Below are 17352 nucleotides of genomic sequence, written 5' to 3' on the forward strand. Positions count from 1 at the left end.
CTGAAAGAAACAATGCCCCCGTTTTGATAATCAACGGGGGCATTGACAAACAGACCTGTTAAAAAAAGCATTTTTAACAAGCTGCTCTTCACCTTCTCCCATCCGGACTATAACCGTCGGCCTTGGAGTTCCACCAAGTCAGTCCCGGCCTTGTGAGCCGGGAGTCGCGGGCTTGAGATATACGTGCGTATCCTCACCGCCGGTAGGGAATTTCACCCTGCCCCGAAGGTTCAATTATGAAATTGTTTGATTCCGTTAGTTTCCTTTAGGTTGCATTTAGTTACCTAAACCCTTGTCCCTATTGGTTTTCATTTGATATTCTGTTTCCGATGATTTCTCTTGGTTTCCCTTAAATATCATCAAGTATCCTACCAAAATCCTACCACGAACCTACCGGATACACTTACTTAATACAAGTAACGTTAAAATGAATATTAACATCGTAAAAAGAAAAAAGCAAGGATTTTTCATCCCTGCTTCGCTGTACCTTCCAACCAATTAAAGAAAGCGTCTCTCGATACCTTTATAATCCCTCGTTTGCCTATGCGTTCGACATGGAACGGAGGGTTTTGTAATAGCTCATAAGTTTGGCGTCTTCCTAAACTCAATATATCCTGTATCGCTTTGGCATCTAGTACGAGGGGTAAATCTTCCTTCTTTTTCGTGAACATATCCTACCATCAACTCCTTTTTCCCTACCACGCCATCTGGTGTCCTTTAGTATATTTAATGCTGTTATCGGCTTGTATCATTACAAAAACAAATTCCCTCTTAACTCGTCCGAAATCTTCTCTTGTGCCCGCCTCACATATTGTTCAACTGATCCCTTCGAGATCTGCAGCATATCGGCAATATACTGAAATGGGAATCCGTGACCATGGGCGAGCTCATAGCATTCTCGCTCCCGTTCGCTCAGGCATCGCATTGCTTCCCCAAGTCTGAACCGTTCATCATCCGATATGTTCGCGGGGCTGCCGGCGTGATGCTGCTGCACATAAGCTTGCATCTTTAGCGGGTCCATAAGTTTATCCCGCTGGTAAGCCGCCCGCCGCTCAATGCCCCGCTTGTTACCTGGTCGCTTTCCTGTATGCATCCACATGATTGCGAAATTTACGTCCGATATCATTTCTTTTAATGTTTTATAGTCCGGGTGCGTTTCGTCCTCGCCGCACGCCTTCAATGCTTTCCGCAGCATCCAGTAGGTGCCGCGATAAGACTTCTTGAGGTCCCTGATATGTGTTAGCCAACCGTTGGTTTGATCAGCCTCGCGCACCACGCTCATCACTCCTTTGCTGGAGTCGTTAAGTTTCATTGCCTTAAAGTTAAGTTTCCTTGCTTCATGACTGCAAATGTGTCTAAATCTTGTTCAACCTGGCGAATTCCCCGTGATATTTAACTGCCGCATGGTTATATGCTTGAGCTGCCGCCTCTTTTGAGTTAAAACAGCCGATGTGAATCGATTTTTTATTAGAACGAATCAATGCTCTGTAAGAAGGTAATTGGCTAGATTTGTTGATAAAGACACCTTTGTAACCAGATTCACCGCCACGTCCACTACAATTAGTCGCATTTTGAGCGCGTGTAGCAAATCTCAAGTTGGATTTTCTGTTGTCTAAACGGTTTCCGTTTATATGATCTATCATGGAACCTGCTGGAGCTTTCATGATCTCACGATGCATTAACACCTTCCATCTTTCTCCCTTGGAACGGTCCCCCAGGCGGTAAGCATATCCATACTGCGATTTATTCCATCGATGTTGCGAGAGTTGTTCGTAATCTTCATCATCAACTAAAGTAATTTCACCTTTGCCGAGAATCAATTCTTTCACGAAGAAACCTCCCTTACCTATTCATGGGCCGCGTGCTCTTCTTATCCAACACATAATTCAGCTGCAGCTTCGATATCCCCAGCTTCGCCGCGAGTGCCGTCCGTCCAAGATGTTGATTCTCTTTTAGTCGCTGCTGTTGCTCCTCGGTCAACTCGAATACTTGGAGATTATCGAGCAGCCTGTCTTCAACCTCGATCATTAATTCCTTCTGCGCTCGACGCTCCTGAATTATCTCGTACTCAATGTCTGGAACCACAGTGTAGACAAAAGATCGCTTTCCGCCCGTTCTGATCAATGCCCCGAATTCAATCAGCTTGTTTGTTCTGCTGGTCATGTTATGCCTGTTATCGTCGGTCTCTTTCTTGATCTGAGCGTAGGTCTTTCCAGCCTTAAAACCCTCGTATATGGCAGCTTCAAGCGGTAAGAGTTGGAGCTTTTTCATTAAAGCACCTTACCGCCGTGCCGCTGCGGTCGTGTCGCGTTGTATGCCATCTTCTCAACAATCGCTTGTTCAAGATCAATCCTATAGCGACCGCAAGTATCAAACACCCTAATGACCACGTCTGCCAGTTCCGATGGGATACCGCAAGGCTTCCAAGTATCGTCATTTTGAAGAGCTGCAGTGACCAACTCACCGTCAATTTTCTTCTCATACCACATGGTAGTCGGGAAATTTCCGTTGCGGTAATCTTCCAAAGCCTCCGAAAGCTCCGAATGCATCAGGGCGATCAACTCGCCAAATGACCGTTCTTCTTCCCACCAACCTTTTGATACCGCGTTACTGTGTGCTTCTGCGACTAATTCATTTATGGTTTTGTTCATGGTTCACACTCCTACTGATTTATCAAAACATCGTCTTCCGAGTTGTAAATCTCATCCGGATGTATCTTGCCATCCTGAATCAGCTTGAGCAGACACTCAACTGTTGTAATCTCGCATAACATGCCGCTTCGAAGTGCCTTTGCAAGGTGGGGTTGTAAAGCACGTCCCTGCTTCTGGATCTCATCGATCCGGCGACGAAGGTAAGCCCGCCGCTTGTTGAGAGCTTGCATGAATAGCTCGATTGTTTCGTCGGCTGTCCGCATCAGAATTCACCTCGCTTATGCCATAACAGCCTTGCTACCGTTTCAATCCGGTCCCAATTCTGCACTTCCCGCTAATTCCGACCAGTCCAATAATCAACATCTGCCCATTTCCGACCGCTGCCATTCATCCTTAAGTTCGATGCTCGATACGTCCTGTTGCCGATGATAACCTCTGGAAGAAAGTGAATTTCGATTTGTTCGTTCACCATCGATCATCCCTTCAGGAGCTCTGGATTCTCGTAAATGTTGCCGATGATTTCGATTTTCTCGATGGAATCCATTAATGATTCCATATCCTCATAGCCATAGAGCTTAAATAATTCTTCATCCTCGAAAAATTTAACAATGTCGAGATCTTCGAAAGGGGAAAAGGCATTGCCAATCCATGAAAGTTCCGCGTTAACATCGTTCGTGTCTTCATTGACAACCCAATACGCGCAATCTTGGAATACTACAACTCCTTCAAGTGTTTTTATTTCGTATCCCAAAAACTCGTGATAATGTCCGTTCGGGATGTTGTCCCCATAATGATCTTGGTATTCCCGATCGATGGTTTTCCAACGGAGGATATCCCCTGCATAGATCTCCTTACCGTTTTTATCTCTGAGCCCAGTGAATTGCCCAACCGTTTCCGGTCTGACTTGGTAAGCGAATGGCAATCCAACTGAGTTTGAAATGTAGCTTCCTAATGGAACGCCGACTCTTTTATCTGTGACTACGCTCAAGAAGCCGTAATACCCCATTCACCGTTGATTCCCATGCCACGAAATTTTATTTCCCTCATACTCACCACTCCATCCGATGCGACATCTCAAGCTTTTCAACGTCAAGGCATATCTCCCTAGCCCAATCAATGTCCCGTGTTGCTTCCGCTTGTGCCAGCAAGTTCTGCTTCACCTGATATTCCCAACACTGCTCAGCGAGCACATCCAGACAGTTACTCCATTCCTCTTGCTCCGCTTTGGTCAGCGGCTGCGTCTTTTGCTTCATCCAATGTTCGGCTATTTGCATGAGTAGCATATAAGCACGCTCCTTTATGGGGAGCCCCCGCCCGCAAGAGCAGGGGCGTTTGGTTTACTCTTCTTCTTCGATTGGAAGCTCCTCGTCCTCGGGTTCTTCGTCGCCAAACTCCTCTTCGCGCTCTTCTTCAACGACATCAGTCTCACGATTGGCTTCTTCTTCCTCAAGATCAGCGTCCTCAGCCTCTTCGACGCCCTCTGCATCTCCAGCTTCGTCGCTTTGCTCTTCCAATTCATCGTTGATTTCTTCGCATCCCTGTTCAGATGACGTCTCAGAGGCTTCTACGTCCTCGATTTCCAGTTGCTCACCTTCCTCATCAGCCGGCTTCTCAACTGTTTGAACAACACCAGATCGATCAACTGTGACATGATAGCCACGGCGCGGTTCGAGGTAATCCCGCACTTCCGCTTGTGATACACCGAGAGCAACAAAGAATTCGTCGCGTTGCTTGAGTTCGTGAAGGTCATCAAGGCTGACGCTGGATTTAATGGTCAAAACTATTTCAATTCCGTTGCCGCTAGTAATTTTCTTAATTGCTGCTTTGGTTAAGATTGTTTCTGTCATATCGATTCACTCATCCTTTGGTTTTAGTTTTTATAGCCACTCGCCACATATCAGGCACACATCATGATCTGGTTGCATGACGTACTCGCCAGGGATGTATGACCAGACCTCATGCACTAATGGGTGATGGCATTTTTCCTTAAAAGCTTCAAATCGCCGTTTTCTGTCATCTTGCTGGTATTTGCACCGGGCACAGTAGATGTATTCAGTGCTGAGGATTTGATCATCCCAGTGGAATACCCTTCTCTTCGTGTAATAAAATGAGCCCTTAATAAATGAACAGCAGCAACATTCACATTTCCGTTTTAATGCCCGGGTAGCGACCTTTCGCTTCACCGCGGCCCCTCACCGTTCGGCTGAGCACTCGCTGCCGCAGACACAGCCTTCTTCTGCTTGTTCTCCGCACGCATCTGTTTATCGTGCTCCTCGATGGTAATCCAGCCGCCGAACTTCTTCTTATATTTCATGACCACTAGCGGCGGATACTCTGGGAATTTAGCATCGAACATCTTCCGTTTGAGCGGGAATTTCTGGTCTTCGGCGCCCTTTACGTCTACGAAAAACGCTCTTCCCGTAAAAGGGATGATCTTAAAATCAGGCGTGTAAGTAATGGCTTGGTGCTTGATCCCTTCTTTATCCTGCTTCTCAAGCAGAGTGAACTTTGGCTGCATCTCAACTCTAATCAAGCCAGCTTTGATGTCCGGCAGCAGAACATCGCGGTAGTATCTGCCTTCCATATCGGAGTCAAAAAGAATGTGTCGTATCTCGTCGTACTTCGTTTCCTTGAATTCTTTAAGTTCCGGCGCTGTTACCTTGACTAATTTCTCGGTATCCAGGTACAAGATAGCTTTTGAGGCATTGTACTTACTCGCCGGCGCTGCTCCTTCCGTTTTCTTCCTGGCTCCAAATCTCACGCTTTCCCCTTCTTCCCGTTAAGAATCTTTGCTTTCACTTTGATTTCCGCTAACTTTCTTTGCCTTGCGAGCATAGTAGGGCGTGATTGCTTTAATCATGTGGGTTATTTTCAGATAGTGCTCGCGTTCCTTATAGGTGATTCCAGACTCCGCGTAATACTTGGCCGTCTCCCAATAGATCGCTTCATGATGCTCCTCGCAAATATTGACCAATGCCCATGTCTTGCTCGCGTTGGCTTTGCATCCGGGATACCTGCATCTGAGCGGTACCGTGATTTTGATCATTTATTCTTCACATCCTTCTCATACCGAGCGTTCTGCTCAGCGACAATTCTTTCTTTGAGTTGCAAGAACTGCTGCGGAAGGTATTCGGCAATCATATCGTCCGGTACGCTGACGGTCTTCATTTCAGCCATCATGGCCCGTGTCATGTTATCGATGGAGATAAGCTTTTCCTCCAACAGCCATTCGAAGCTTTCCCAGATAGCCTTCATCTGCCCGGCGCGCTCCCGACGATAGACTTCCTTCATTCCGCCGTCGCCGCCTTCCTTTGAACGCCGTACTTTTTCTCAAGGATCTCCTCGATGATCAACTCCAGCGTGCTTTCGAAGGTTATAACCTCGCGGCAGCCATCCCAATTCTCTCGAATCTCGACAGCCTTCCGCTTCACTTCTTCAACCATTTTGGCACTGATACGCGGGTGGCATGACATTGCTTCACATACATGTTGCACGGCCAGTTCATATGCCCTGGTGTGGAGCTCGTTTTGCGCATTGCTGAAGTGCTCGAAGTTTAATCCTTTAATCCGCTGCCAGTATTTGCGAAGGACTATTGTATCTTCCATAGGCTTTAACTCCCTTCAATAAGCCGTTTACCGATCTCATAAGCAACAACCGACGTAACTGCATTACCAGCTATCTTGTAGAGTTGACTGTCGCTTATGCCAGCTTCCTTCAGTTTGTAGTACCATTCATCAGGGAAACTTTGGAGACGGAAGCATTCAAGTGGCGTGAGTTTTCGGATACGGTAATTGGTATCAATGATTCCTGCATCATGTTTGTTTGCTTTTAGTGTTCTGCTCAAGCCGACTGCTGGTTGTCTTAAAAATTCAGGCGATGTTCCCGTGTATATTCCGCTTGGTTCGGGTATTGCCACTCCATGCTTATCCTGTGCGGTAAGTGTGAACATTGGTTCTCCTGGTTCTTTAAATCTGCGTCCGTTTTGTCGTTTCTCTTCTCGGTCAGGTGTTAGAACTGGAATCGGTTCAAGCACTACACTCATTTCTTGTCTGCCCTGCAATCCTTTGTAATCTCTAGCCTGAAGAGTATTGACAATTTTTTGTGGCTTTCCAAGGTTTGTATTTGTTGCGCCAATCACTATCTTAGTGACGGCATTCCCATGCTGAGCCAACTGAGTCGGCGCAATCCCATCAGGATCGTAGATTTTGCCAGTACCGCCAGTGTCATCGTCCAATTGCCCTGCAACAAGAATCTTCGGTTCCTGCCCACCACCTTGCATCGTACTAAGAGTGGGTGCTACCCCCCCAGTTCCGTAGTCTCTGCTGTTTTGGTCGTGGTTACCTTCGAGCCTTCCAACGACTTCAATAGAGTTGCTGTTTTCTGCTCCGAAAGGAAATATTTTTCGTCCACTTGATCCTCTAGCACTTGCGATAATGAACACACGCTCTCGGTTTTGAGGAACGTAGGCTGCGCTGTTAAGCACACACCATTCCCCCACATACCCCATTTCATCCAACGTTCCGAGGACGGTCTCGAATGTCCTCCCCCCGTCGTGATTGAGGAGTCCTGTGACGTTCTCAAGGAGTAAATACTCTGGTTCGAGAATAGATGCCCACCTAATGATTTCAAAGAAGAGAGTCCCGCGAGTAGCGTCCCTAAATCCTTGACGCTTTCCAGCGATTGAGAAGCTTTGGCAAGGAAATCCACCAGCGAGCAAGCTAATGTCTCCTCGCTCTCTTCTAAACAGTCGAAGATCGTCATCTGTGACTTTTGTGACGTCATATGCGCTCCACATCCTTTTCTCATGGTCATGAAGTATCTCATAAGCTTGATGTGCGAATTTATCCCATTCCGCATAACCGACACATTCCCATCCGGCTTCCATGAGTCCGTGTCCCATACCGCCGATGCCAGCGAACATCTCTACGAAGGTTTTTCTCAAACCTTCCACCCCCGCTGTGCCGCCTGCATCCGCATCAAATCTATGTGCCGCTCATTATGCTGCCTCATGAATAGCTCGACGTACTGTGTGACATCTTCCCAGACTAGAATCTCTTTCCCGCCAGTTAGAAGGAATCCGAGCACCGCCTGATTTACAGCGAGCAGGGCATCCACGACTTTGGACTTCTCAATCGGCTGGACGCAGAACTCGTTGATCAGATCGTCCATCGCATCGATTACTTTCTTCCGAGCCTGCTCCTCGTTGTGGTCGGTATCGATAATGAGTAATTGTATTGTTATCGATTGCATTCAAGCCCTCCTTAAATCTCAATGAGTCCTATAATTTCCTCTTCGCTACGCTGTACGATCTCAGCAAGATCAGAAAGCTCATTCACTGCGGACTTGGATAGTTCTAACACAACTTTTAATCTCAATGCAGCTCTCAAAGCTCCTCCCAGACTTCCGTAATAACCAACTGGGTTAAACACTTCCTTGCCCTTGTTGTCGCCTTCCTTTACAATACTTTTCCGTTCCAAAGTGCACTGTTTGAATTCAACATCGATGTAAATATCGTTTTCAACATGGACTCGTGCCATATAATCACCCTTTCCTCACAACCACGCCGCAGCGCTCGCGTAATCATCCTGCGTGGCTTCATCATTTGACTTTCCAGCCTCTTTCCCGCCAATTTCGAACTGACGTTCCCCTGAAGGGGTAGAAGGCCCCACAGAAGCGCTACGTTCCTCTGTAGATGCTTCTTCTTTAGGTTCTGCAACTATCCAGCCAAGCTTTTCGTAAGCATCCTTCACACTCGGATATTTTTTCACATATTCCGATCGCTGATAGGCAAGAATGGCGCCGTCGATTAGGTCATACTCGATCATCAATTCTGCTTTCTTCTCAGGTGTAATCAATGGATGGTCCATCTCGACGGCCTTGCTGATCCGTTTGCTCCGCCAAGCTTCATCATCCTTGGCAACCTCGGCAGCGAGGTACAGTTGCAGCTCCTTCCGCGTGATATCGATATTCTTTTGGAGTTTAGTCTTGCTGTCCGGATCGATGGCTGGGTTATTGACCTTGGCGATTTTATCCTTCAGCCACGCGACTATTGAGTCATAATTAGCAGCAGTGATCTTGCTCATTTGCGACCGCCTGCCTTTTTCTTTTCTGGCTCTTTCTCTTTCTCCAGCTCCACATACCGCTGCAACCACCATTCGAAACGATAGCGGAACCGGTTGAGCCCGACATTTCGCCCCTTGGCAAAGATCGATTGAACAATTTTCACATTGCCGTCGTATTCACCGTCATGCCAAAGGAATTCGACCACATCCGCATCCTGCTCAATGCTGCCCGATTCCTTCAAATGCCTGAGCTTCGGCTCCTCATCGTCGGCTGAACGATCGAGCTGCGAGAGCATGATGAATACGAAATTCATCTTCCGGGCCATTGATTTGGCCGTCCGCGTAACGCGCCCAATTGCTTCATGGCGCTTTTCTCCGCGCCTCGGTACGATCTCCATGATCTGCAGGTAATCCACGATGATGGCAGCTATTTTCCCATGTTGCTTGATCATCTGTTTGGATGTGGAGCGAATCTCCTCGATCGTTACACCAGACGAATCTTGAATGTGAATTGGCAATGATTCGAGCAAGTCATACGCTTCATCAATCTTTTGCTGTTCTCGATCTGTAAAGCCTTCCTCGCCGCCCTTATTGATGAGCCGGTTATAGTTCACCCCAGCCACATTTGAAACGATCCTGTCCTTGACCTCGTTTTCCCCCATCTCCTGGGAGTAGATCAGAACGCATCCGGCATCCTTGGCGGCGACCATCTTGCCGTCGATTAGCCGAAACTGGCTCGCGATGCCGTAGACCAGTTGCAGCGCCTTGGCCGTCTTTCCCACGCTCGGGCGTCCGGCAATGATGTACAGCCATCCCCGCCACAACTGCGCCCACTCATCGAATTGCTTAAATCCCGAGAGAATCTTCTGCGCTTTGGTCTTAAGATGCTCGTAATAGTCCTTTCTGCTTTGCTTAAAGTCCCGCATCTTTGCGACTGTTTTCGGACGGATCTTATCGGTGATCTCTTCGGCGGAAGCATAGATATCCTCGTCATCTTCGAAATCGCCATTAACAGCAGCCTTCTTCATCTCTTCCCCGGCCTCATACATCCGGCGCCGTAAAGCTTTTGTTCGGACAATGCGTGCATAGTACTTTACATTGGCGACCGTTGGCACGGATGCGATCATATCGGTTAGATACGTAACCCCGCCAATCTCTTGAATGCGGCCAAACCGATCGAACTCACCAACAACCGTAATAAAATCGATTGGAAGGTCCTGCTCGTGGAGATAGCGGATGACGTTGAAAATGAGCTCATGCTTCTCGTGAAAGTCCCTTGGCTCAAGGAAGCTGATTTCGTCTAAGCATCTGGAATCCGATAGGATCGCGCCAAGGACGGACTGCTCAGCTTGAAAGTCGTTTAATGTCTGAAACTCCATCATAGACAAAGTCCTCCGGATCTTTCCCTAACCGGACCCATTCAGAGAAAGCAATGTCTCGGTTGCGGGCTTCGATTTCTTTATCAATGGGTTTTGGTGCTGCTTCACAGCGAATGTCCGCTATAGTCGGCGGGAACCGGTTCGTCTTGATGTGCTGGGCTAAATTCTGTTGAGCCCGCTCGAAACTCACATCTTCGAGCATAGATTGCCACCCATGCGTAACCGCTGTGGTTATTTCAAAATTAGGGAAGAAGGTTTTGATTGCGGCCAAGAACTTCGCCGTCTCCGTTTGCTTCAAGCGCCTCGCCCTCCCTATAGAATTGGTTTAAAATATCCATCTCTGCTTGATTCCGCTGTTGTTTGTTTGAAGGGCGGCTTGAAAGCTGTTTTTGTTTGGCAAGGTCACCTTTAATCCATACACGTAGCGTTTTGTTATGATCCTTTTTGGTTTTCTTCGGATAATTGGTTTGCCATTCATCCAGCTTCTCAATGAACAGATCAACCGTATCTTTTCCGAAATCATTGACTAAGCGATCGTATTCTTCTTGAGTCAAAAATACGGTATCAAGGAACTGAATTTTTGACATATATATCTCTTCTTTCTTTAGAGTTTCTTTATTTCTTTTCTTTGTCCTCGTTTTAGAGGACACTTCCGTCCTCGTTTTAGAGGACACTGCGTCCTCGTTTTCGAGGACACCTGTTTCTTCTATTAACTGTCCTCGTTTTAGAGGACACCTATCGTTATCCCATTCCTCATAATTTTTGTTGAATTGGAGCACCCGGGGCTTGCCAGGATTGCCGGAGATTACTTTCAGAACATTTCTTTCGATTAAAGCTGTTAGTTCCCGATCAACCTGACCTCTCCCCGCATCCGTCGCTTCAGCCAAAAAGTTTAAGGAAAACTCGTGGGATTTACGCCTGAAACCGTAGGTGTATCGCCAAACCACGAGGATTATTCGTAACTGCGTCCCATTGAATTTGAATTTCGGAACCTGCTCCAATAGCTCATTTGCTATCTTTGTGTAGCGGTCCGGTTGAGGGTTTGCCACTCAGCCTCACTTCCTCTGGCTGTCTTCCTCGAATATAGTTGTTACGAATTGTGTGACCTGCTCTGCAAAATGCTCCCGTGTTTTCGGATCCGTTGCATCGATCGGCGCCTGAATCCAGCCTTGATAAATCTCTAGTACGCCGTGCTTAATTCGGTCTTGCAGCGTCTCCTCCGACTCATAATCGTATAGCATCGCCCTAAGAAACGTTTCAAAGTTATCAGCAGCAAAGTCCCGAACAATCCGGCCCGCCTCATTTGTTTGGTAATTCTTGAATGAATGGGCGACCATAGTAGGTATGTGATTGTCGTAGAGCTCCCTATATTCATCTAACGCATCAACGATTAATCCCGGCAATACAACCTTTTTCATTCGCTCACAACCTCCAGACTATAATGCTTTCCTTCAATAAATCCCTTTTCTAGCAGGGCCCGCATGACTTCGGCTTTGGCGTGCATAGGTGTGTTGTTGCTACTTGATAAGTGGGTAAGATAGATCCTTTCGCCCTTGCCTTTGACCAATCGTTTGAGGGCTGCTGCCGTTTGCTGATTGCTTAAATGACCGATGTCAGAAAGTATGCGGGCTTTTGTAGCAATTGGGTAATCAGATGCTTCAACCAGCGCCGGATCGTGATTAGCTTCAATGATGTAGATGCTGCCCTCCATCATTTCCAGCATGTCATTATCGACTTTCCCGGTATCGAACACCACGCAGCAGCGGTTGCCGAAATCGTCCTCAATGGCGTATCCAAGCGGCTCGTAAGCATCGTGATGAACGCCGAAGGGGTAAATGTGGATGTCTCCAAGCTCGATCATTGAATAGCGGTCATTGTCTTTTGTAAGAGCATGGCGCAGATCGTCTGAAACTGAATCGATGTCCTTCCATTCCCCTTCTGAGGCGAAGACAGGGATGCTGTATTTGTTGGCGATAGTCAGTCCCCGGATGTGGTCGCCGTGAGCGTGTGTGATACATATACCCTGGATGTCGGTAGCTGGATTAATGCCGTTATCAATCAACCGCTTTTCAATATCCCGTTTCCATCGGCCAGCGTCGATAAGGACGCCGGCGTTCCCGCTTTTAATGTGAATACAGTTACCGTTGCTTCCGGATGCGAGGATGGTTACTTTCATCCTTTAATCCTCGATCGGCAGCTCGTCATTGTCCGCATTCTCTTTCTCGGCAAGTTTAAGGTCAAGCAACTTGATTACGCCTTGTAGCTCTTTTAGAGTCGGGTTTTTCGGGTCATCATATCTGACTTGATTGGTTTGGAAGAACCCATCAATTGCAGGAACTGTTGTTAAACCAAGTTGTGCCAGCTTCAATTTAATGTCCGCTCTGGCTTTCTCTTTCGGATCTGGTTTTGGTTGTTCATGTTCCGCCGGCTTAAACTTTGCATCTGAATGGGTGGCCTCACTCGTAATGTCCCGGCGCATCGGCTCGCCGTTATCCTGAGTTGAAGCGGAAGGTGAAAGAGTGACATCATCTTCATTAATGTCGATACCAAACTGACCCTTCAAGGCTCTCTTCAATACATGCTTCTTAAACATATCGGCCGTGTATCTTTTCCACATGGTTTGTTGATTTGGAATTGAGCTTTTTTGAAAGTGTTCAACTTCTGAGAATGGCATGATGACAGTATATGGCTTGAATCCTTCGCGATAAGCAACTGCATATGCCCCAAGAATCTTGGCGTCAGCATTAGGGAATCCATCTGGTTCATGTTCGATTTCCCAAGTCCCATCCTTTGCACGTTTCGGTTTAAACAATTCTCCTTCATAAACAACTTGAACATCATACCCTTGATAGCCATCTTTCTGCTTGGCTAAATAAGCAATTCCTTCAATACCAATCTGCAAGGACATTTTACCTTGATACGTGATTGCATAGATGTGATTGAGAAAAGGGTTCAAACCAGAGGCGTGAGCAGTTCGTAGGAATAGCTGAAATTGTGAATCGGTTGTTCCTACAGCAAGAGTTTCTTTCATAGTTGTTATGTCTTCAGCGGTCCAATTGCCGACAGTTGTAATTTGAGTTGTCATAGATTAATTACCTCCCGAGATTTCGAAGTGTTCAGCAAAATATTGACCATCTTTCTTTACATGGTGATCTGCGTCAGCGCGAGCGCCATTGATGATCATTTCCTTGGTATCCTCGTAATATGGAGTGACCTTTTGCCCTTCAAACAAGGCATTCCCAGCATCGGTTTTCTTGACTTTATAGGTGTTTGGCATTTGAATCGCTCCCTATCGAATAATGTAATCCGTAGTTACTTTGAAGAAGTCAGCTATCTTGATGAGTGTCCTATAATCCGGTTCCCTGCGGTTGTTCTCGTAATGACTGATCGATACTCGCAATAATCCAAGAGAAGAAGCCAATTGCTCCTGTGTCATGCTCCGCGCCCGGCGTAGTGCTGCTATTTTGTCACCGTACATGGATCAGATACCAGCAGCCGGCAATGATCACTGCTATGCCAACAGTTATGATGACGGCGTTCACGAATCCACGGGCTACTCCAAGTCCATCCTCTTCGTGAGTGGCGGGCCCTGTTGGGGTCATCTCAAGCGGCATGCCGGAAGCCTTGAGTATGAGTGTTTCACCGATCGATTGTACTGCGGCAAGGGCAAGCACTGCGGCGATGTAGAATGCGACGGTAGGGGCTGTAAGGTAGCCGACGATGAATAGCGCTGAAACCCAGATGCCCGCGCACCAATAGCAATTGATGATCTGGCCGATAAAGCGACGAATGCCGGTGCCTTGCAGGGTGAACGTGATGTTTTGGCCATCGAACCCGCGCTTTACGAATTGGCTGCGGACCCGTTCAAATAGTTTGTCGAAGACGATGAAGTGGGTCAGCCGGTAGACGGCAAGGGCTAGGAGTAGGAAGGTAAATGGCGTCATTGAACTACCTCGCTTTCTAGCCGAACTCTTATGTCAATGGTATAAAGGGCATAATCAATGCCGTAGCGTCCAGCTATGTTATTGATAAAATCAACGAGTATTGCTTCGATGTGGCGTTGATCAATGCCCTCGGCTTCCGCCAATTCATTCATGTGACGGTTACGTTTGACGGATGCATCGCCTTGGGCAACATAGCGCTCGGCATCCTTTTTTAATGAATTCAATAGTTCAAGGACTGTCATTGAACATCCTCACTCTCAATTTTCAATAGTTGATCCGGTACCGCCCGGCCCGTGATAAGCTGCCCATACACCGCGACTTTGCCCGTGTACTCCCCGATGCCATCAACGAAGGTAGGAACGATCAATTCACTTTGCTTATACAAGACCTCTGAAAGCTCTAAGCCCGCGCTGATCTTCTCTCCCACCGATAATGCTGGATAATCCTTCCCGTTCATCTGGATGACGAATGCTGGCGTGTATGTGTCCGAAGACTTAACGTAGTCGAATAGTCGGACAGACAATGTAGTGAATAACGCTTGCACCTTGGATACCTGCAGCTCCGCTTCCTTCGCTTTGAATGCCTTGATCGCATCGAGCACGAATATGGAGTCGTTCTTGGCTTTGAGGAAGTCGGCTTCGGATTGCTTCGCTTTCTCCAGGTCTAATGCAGCTTTTGCTCGAGTCCTTTCAGCCTGCAAGACCGAATTGATTTCCGCGATACGTGCGATTGTTTCGGCCACCGGTTTCGGCGGATCCAGCGGAATCAAGGCTTCAAGCTTTAATTTAAGGCCATCCCTTTCTTTCATTTGGTCATTTACTCGCTGGGCAATTACGTTAAGGAGAACCTTTTTGTTACTAAGCAAAGTAGTCTTCGCTTCTTCCGTGAGTTCTTGCTCGCAAGCGTGGCAATGGGTTTTTACTTCTTGTTCCTTCAACCTTGTATGCTCTTCCTTGCCGTCACGAATCTGCTTTATCAGCAATTCTATTTTGTTATGAAGCTGCTGGCGATCAAATTCGCGTTGCATTACTAATTGATTGTCTACATCAAAGGAGCGAACTTTGGCATCCAGTTGCTCGATCTCCGCCTCAAGCGCTTCCCGATCGATCTCTTTAGCGTGTCCGAGCGCTGCGAGCTGTTCGGATAGCGTCTTAACACTGCCTTGTGCCTGAGTATGCCATTTGTCGTTTTTGTTCTTGAGGTCCGCATACTTCTTCTCCAGGTCGGCAATGCTCAGCTTCTTCAATTCCTCTTCGAGCCGTTCCGCCTGCGGGTTCAGCTTGATTTCTGCCGCCTTCTGATCAGGTGATGTCCTAGACATTGCCTGAAATACTTCTTTATTAGAAGGAGGCGTTACATGCTTCATGACCTGCTCGCGCTGTTTCTGCCAGTGCTGGGTAAAGAAGAAGCCCGGGTTATAGAGGGAAAGAAATTGCTCTTTATCAAATAGAGTCGCGACAAAAGCATCAAATTCTGTAGCTTTCTGCGGCACTTCATTAATGTAGAACTTGTTGCTGCCCTTCACGATCTCCCGAGCCAGAAGCACATCCGTACCATCAAAGGATAGTAGTATGGAGCCGAAAACCCGTTCAAATGGTCGATCTGTTGGCGATGGATTAAACTTTGCACCGGATAAGTCCACGCCCCATTTGATCCATACCGGAGCCGTTCCGATCGATGATTTTCCCTCTCCGTTCTTACCGGACAGCTTTGTAATGTCTCCATAATCGACCGTGATTTCGTCATGGCCGGTGAAGCTGATTAAGTGCAATTGCTTGAATTTGATCACTTTTGGCATTGATTAGCCTCGCTTTCTTTGAATTTGTCGAGCAGTTCACCCGAGAAGCATGCGCCTTTCTCCGGTCCACCACGTTTGATTAACCAACCACTGCTGCAACTTTCGTTCCCGTTACCGCCCCGTTTGCATTCCGAACAAGCAACAAACATCATTCCGCGTGAGTCCGGTTTGCTGTGTTTGGGTTTCATGCCATTGCCTCCCCAGCCATATATTCCTTAAATCTGTTCCCGATCCGTATCAGCAGCCGTGATACCTGGGATTGAGCAATCCCGATAACCTCGCTAATTTCCCGTTGCAAAGCATCGTTTAGTCGCATCATGACCGCCGTCAACTCATGTTCAGTAAGCGTTGAGAGAAATTCTTTGACGTGTGCGCTAGTGTCGTCCTGTTCGTGGGAAAGCATTAATTCAAGAGGAATCGGTCTTTCCTCATCAACCCCGAATGCAATGGCATCCTTGGACATGTAAGTGAATTTGTTATACTTGATGGCATCAAACACCAGATAAAGCTTGCAATCAAGAATGTCCGCAATTTCGTCAGGAGAGTAAGCAAAAAGGTTTTGTTTATAGATTTTACCTAGAACTATGATCATGTCCTTTGCCCTAATCGCCCGTGCTCCTCCACCATTCAAGAATCTCTTAATTTCTCCCGAAATCATCGGGACAGCATAGGTGCTGAACTGTACGTTGTTGAAGCTTTCCGGATCAAAATTCTTGATTGCTGCCACCAATCCGATGCAGCCCGCGCCGACCAGATCGTCGAAATCGACGTGCAATTTCTGAGCACTACGATTGAATTTATTTGCAACACTATACACAAGCCTCATATGGGTTCGCGCCATTTCATCCATGTGTTCCGCTGTTACGCAAGCCACGCTGTCCACGCTCCATTCACAACCTTTTCAATGAATTGCTCAAATGTAATGCAGTACCGTTCCCGGATGCCGAAATGAACAAAATAAGTGCCAAGCCGTTCAAGCCGCTCGTCAGGCATCGGCTAATCCTCCTTTACCAACCGCCACCAAAGCGGGTAAGTAAAAATTGCAATCATGTTTAAGCCGACGAATACTGTCGATACTATTAGCAGCTCCACACGAGCACCTCAAATCATTAGTGTTTCAAGCTCATCGATCTTACCGCACAATTCTGCTACCCAGTCCATGTCATTCATTTCTTGAGCATGTAGAGCGAGAGTCTTCAAGCCATCGAGCTTCATGACGATGGTTGCATTAAGCACCACGCATTGTTGCAACTCGCATTGAACCTTATAAGGCAGCATTTCATAGCCACCAAGACGCATGGCCTGAGTGTGAATCTCAGCCATTCTTCGGTGAACCGGATGGATGCCGATCATAGAAAACCCCTCCACCATAAATAGCCTGCGATAATTCCCGCGATGAGAACCACTAATCCTTGACCGTCCGAGTATTCTGAGCTTTCAAATGTTACGCGGTCGCCGGGATTTAAGTCCTTACCATTGATTTTCACTCTCATATTGGTCACGTCCTTTAGGGATTTA

Annotated in this window: 32 protein-coding genes and 1 riboswitch; all 32 genes read right to left on the bottom strand. The window is 47.2% G+C overall.

Annotation, left to right across the window (positions count from 1 at the left end; genetic code table 11):
* Nucleotides 1–86: 86 nt before the first annotated feature.
* Nucleotides 87–234: riboswitch (FMN riboswitch) on the bottom strand.
* A gap of 517 nt (nt 235–751) precedes the next feature.
* The 32 genes from ICC18_RS13845 to ICC18_RS13995 all read right to left on the bottom strand — a co-directional run bounded on the left by ICC18_RS13845 (nt 752) and on the right by ICC18_RS13995 (nt 17327).
* Nucleotides 752–1276 carry a sigma factor-like helix-turn-helix DNA-binding protein gene (locus ICC18_RS13845; RefSeq protein ID WP_312029527.1) on the bottom strand — a complete coding sequence of 175 codons (525 nt, stop codon included), beginning with the start codon at nt 1274–1276 and terminating at the stop codon, nt 752–754.
* 79 nt (nt 1277–1355) lie between these two features.
* Entirely contained in the window at nt 1356–1829 is a 474-nt protein-coding gene (locus ICC18_RS13850; protein ID WP_188175012.1) for an HNH endonuclease, read from the bottom strand.
* Nucleotides 1830–1842: 13 nt separating this feature from the next.
* Nucleotides 1843–2271, bottom strand: coding sequence for a hypothetical protein (locus ICC18_RS13855; protein WP_188175013.1), 429 nt, complete (start codon nt 2269–2271; stop codon nt 1843–1845).
* Entirely contained in the window at nt 2271–2651 is a 381-nt protein-coding gene (locus tag ICC18_RS13860; protein ID WP_188175014.1) for a nucleoside triphosphate pyrophosphohydrolase family protein, read from the bottom strand. Before ICC18_RS13860 ends, ICC18_RS13855 begins: the two co-directional genes overlap by 1 nt.
* Nucleotides 2652–2662: 11 nt before the next feature.
* Nucleotides 2663–2914, bottom strand: a complete 252-nt coding sequence (locus ICC18_RS13865) for a hypothetical protein (protein WP_188175015.1) — start codon at nt 2912–2914, stop codon at nt 2663–2665.
* Nucleotides 2915–3126: 212 nt separating this feature from the next.
* Nucleotides 3127–3639 (bottom strand): YopX family protein, encoded by a 513-nt coding sequence (locus tag ICC18_RS13870; protein ID WP_223192558.1) that lies wholly within the window; start codon nt 3637–3639, stop codon nt 3127–3129.
* A 61-nt stretch (nt 3640–3700) separates the two neighbouring features.
* Nucleotides 3701–3934, bottom strand: coding sequence for a DUF7667 family protein (locus tag ICC18_RS13875; RefSeq protein ID WP_188175016.1), 234 nt, complete (start codon nt 3932–3934; stop codon nt 3701–3703).
* Between the two features lie 54 nt (nt 3935–3988).
* Nucleotides 3989–4498, bottom strand: coding sequence for a hypothetical protein (locus tag ICC18_RS13880; RefSeq protein WP_188175017.1), 510 nt, complete (start codon nt 4496–4498; stop codon nt 3989–3991).
* Between the two features lie 332 nt (nt 4499–4830).
* Nucleotides 4831–5412, bottom strand: coding sequence for a DUF1064 domain-containing protein (locus ICC18_RS13885; RefSeq protein ID WP_188175018.1), 582 nt, complete (start codon nt 5410–5412; stop codon nt 4831–4833).
* An 18-nt stretch (nt 5413–5430) separates the two neighbouring features.
* Nucleotides 5431–5697, bottom strand: a complete 267-nt coding sequence (locus tag ICC18_RS13890) for a hypothetical protein (RefSeq protein ID WP_188175019.1) — start codon at nt 5695–5697, stop codon at nt 5431–5433.
* Nucleotides 5694–5942, bottom strand: a complete 249-nt coding sequence (locus ICC18_RS13895; protein WP_188175020.1) for a hypothetical protein — start codon at nt 5940–5942, stop codon at nt 5694–5696. Before ICC18_RS13895 ends, ICC18_RS13890 begins: the two co-directional genes overlap by 4 nt.
* Nucleotides 5939–6256, bottom strand: coding sequence for a hypothetical protein (locus tag ICC18_RS13900; protein ID WP_188175021.1), 318 nt, complete (start codon nt 6254–6256; stop codon nt 5939–5941). The genes ICC18_RS13895 and ICC18_RS13900 overlap by 4 nt, the downstream gene beginning before the upstream one ends.
* Nucleotides 6257–6261: 5 nt before the next feature.
* A complete protein-coding gene (locus ICC18_RS13905; protein WP_223192559.1) occupies nt 6262–7593 on the bottom strand; it encodes a DNA cytosine methyltransferase in 1332 nt (443 codons plus the stop codon).
* Complete coding sequence (locus tag ICC18_RS13910) at nt 7590–7901, bottom strand: hypothetical protein (RefSeq protein ID WP_188175022.1); 312 nt, start codon at nt 7899–7901, stop codon at nt 7590–7592. The genes ICC18_RS13905 and ICC18_RS13910 overlap by 4 nt, the downstream gene beginning before the upstream one ends.
* A gap of 11 nt (nt 7902–7912) precedes the next feature.
* Entirely contained in the window at nt 7913–8188 is a 276-nt protein-coding gene (locus tag ICC18_RS13915) for a hypothetical protein (RefSeq protein ID WP_188175023.1), read from the bottom strand.
* A 15-nt stretch (nt 8189–8203) separates the two neighbouring features.
* A complete protein-coding gene (locus tag ICC18_RS13920) occupies nt 8204–8734 on the bottom strand; it encodes a hypothetical protein (RefSeq protein WP_188175024.1) in 531 nt (176 codons plus the stop codon).
* Entirely contained in the window at nt 8731–10095 is a 1365-nt protein-coding gene (locus ICC18_RS13925; RefSeq protein ID WP_312029528.1) for a replicative DNA helicase, read from the bottom strand. Before ICC18_RS13925 ends, ICC18_RS13920 begins: the two co-directional genes overlap by 4 nt.
* On the bottom strand, nt 10058–10390 hold the full coding sequence (locus tag ICC18_RS13930) for a replicative helicase loader/inhibitor (protein ID WP_188175025.1): 333 nt from the start codon (nt 10388–10390) through the stop codon (nt 10058–10060). Before ICC18_RS13930 ends, ICC18_RS13925 begins: the two co-directional genes overlap by 38 nt.
* Nucleotides 10335–11141, bottom strand: a complete 807-nt coding sequence (locus ICC18_RS13935; RefSeq protein WP_188175026.1) for a replication protein — start codon at nt 11139–11141, stop codon at nt 10335–10337. The genes ICC18_RS13930 and ICC18_RS13935 overlap by 56 nt, the downstream gene beginning before the upstream one ends.
* A gap of 6 nt (nt 11142–11147) precedes the next feature.
* Nucleotides 11148–11510: a hypothetical protein gene (locus ICC18_RS13940; RefSeq protein WP_188175027.1), complete on the bottom strand. Its 363-nt coding sequence runs from the start codon at nt 11508–11510 to the stop codon at nt 11148–11150.
* Complete coding sequence (locus ICC18_RS13945) at nt 11507–12268, bottom strand: MBL fold metallo-hydrolase (protein WP_188175028.1); 762 nt, start codon at nt 12266–12268, stop codon at nt 11507–11509. The genes ICC18_RS13940 and ICC18_RS13945 overlap by 4 nt, the downstream gene beginning before the upstream one ends.
* 3 nt (nt 12269–12271) lie before the next feature.
* Nucleotides 12272–13177 carry a RecT family recombinase gene (locus ICC18_RS13950; RefSeq protein WP_188175029.1) on the bottom strand — a complete coding sequence of 302 codons (906 nt, stop codon included), beginning with the start codon at nt 13175–13177 and terminating at the stop codon, nt 12272–12274.
* 3 nt (nt 13178–13180) lie between these two features.
* Nucleotides 13181–13369, bottom strand: coding sequence for a hypothetical protein (locus tag ICC18_RS13955; RefSeq protein WP_188175030.1), 189 nt, complete (start codon nt 13367–13369; stop codon nt 13181–13183).
* A 12-nt stretch (nt 13370–13381) separates the two neighbouring features.
* Nucleotides 13382–13570: a helix-turn-helix domain-containing protein gene (locus ICC18_RS13960; RefSeq protein WP_188175031.1), complete on the bottom strand. Its 189-nt coding sequence runs from the start codon at nt 13568–13570 to the stop codon at nt 13382–13384.
* On the bottom strand, nt 13560–14036 hold the full coding sequence (locus tag ICC18_RS13965) for a DUF1360 domain-containing protein (RefSeq protein WP_188175032.1): 477 nt from the start codon (nt 14034–14036) through the stop codon (nt 13560–13562). The genes ICC18_RS13960 and ICC18_RS13965 overlap by 11 nt, the downstream gene beginning before the upstream one ends.
* Nucleotides 14033–14278, bottom strand: coding sequence for a hypothetical protein (locus ICC18_RS13970; protein WP_188175033.1), 246 nt, complete (start codon nt 14276–14278; stop codon nt 14033–14035). The genes ICC18_RS13965 and ICC18_RS13970 overlap by 4 nt, the downstream gene beginning before the upstream one ends.
* A complete protein-coding gene (locus ICC18_RS13975; protein ID WP_188175034.1) occupies nt 14275–15834 on the bottom strand; it encodes an ATPase in 1560 nt (519 codons plus the stop codon). The genes ICC18_RS13970 and ICC18_RS13975 overlap by 4 nt, the downstream gene beginning before the upstream one ends.
* On the bottom strand, nt 15822–16022 hold the full coding sequence (locus tag ICC18_RS13980) for a hypothetical protein (protein WP_188175035.1): 201 nt from the start codon (nt 16020–16022) through the stop codon (nt 15822–15824). Before ICC18_RS13980 ends, ICC18_RS13975 begins: the two co-directional genes overlap by 13 nt.
* Nucleotides 16019–16717: a sigma-70 family RNA polymerase sigma factor gene (locus ICC18_RS13985; protein WP_188175036.1), complete on the bottom strand. Its 699-nt coding sequence runs from the start codon at nt 16715–16717 to the stop codon at nt 16019–16021. Before ICC18_RS13985 ends, ICC18_RS13980 begins: the two co-directional genes overlap by 4 nt.
* Nucleotides 16696–16827 carry a hypothetical protein gene (locus tag ICC18_RS34330; protein ID WP_262495866.1) on the bottom strand — a complete coding sequence of 44 codons (132 nt, stop codon included), beginning with the start codon at nt 16825–16827 and terminating at the stop codon, nt 16696–16698. Before ICC18_RS34330 ends, ICC18_RS13985 begins: the two co-directional genes overlap by 22 nt.
* A 108-nt stretch (nt 16828–16935) precedes the next feature.
* Nucleotides 16936–17187, bottom strand: a complete 252-nt coding sequence (locus ICC18_RS13990; protein WP_188175037.1) for a DUF7667 family protein — start codon at nt 17185–17187, stop codon at nt 16936–16938.
* Nucleotides 17184–17327, bottom strand: coding sequence for a hypothetical protein (locus ICC18_RS13995; protein ID WP_188175038.1), 144 nt, complete (start codon nt 17325–17327; stop codon nt 17184–17186). The genes ICC18_RS13990 and ICC18_RS13995 overlap by 4 nt, the downstream gene beginning before the upstream one ends.
* Nucleotides 17328–17352 lie beyond the last annotated feature (25 nt).

Source organism: Paenibacillus sedimenti, assembly GCF_014534655.1.
Lineage (GTDB): Bacteria > Bacillota > Bacilli > Paenibacillales > NBRC-103111 > Paenibacillus_E > Paenibacillus_E sedimenti.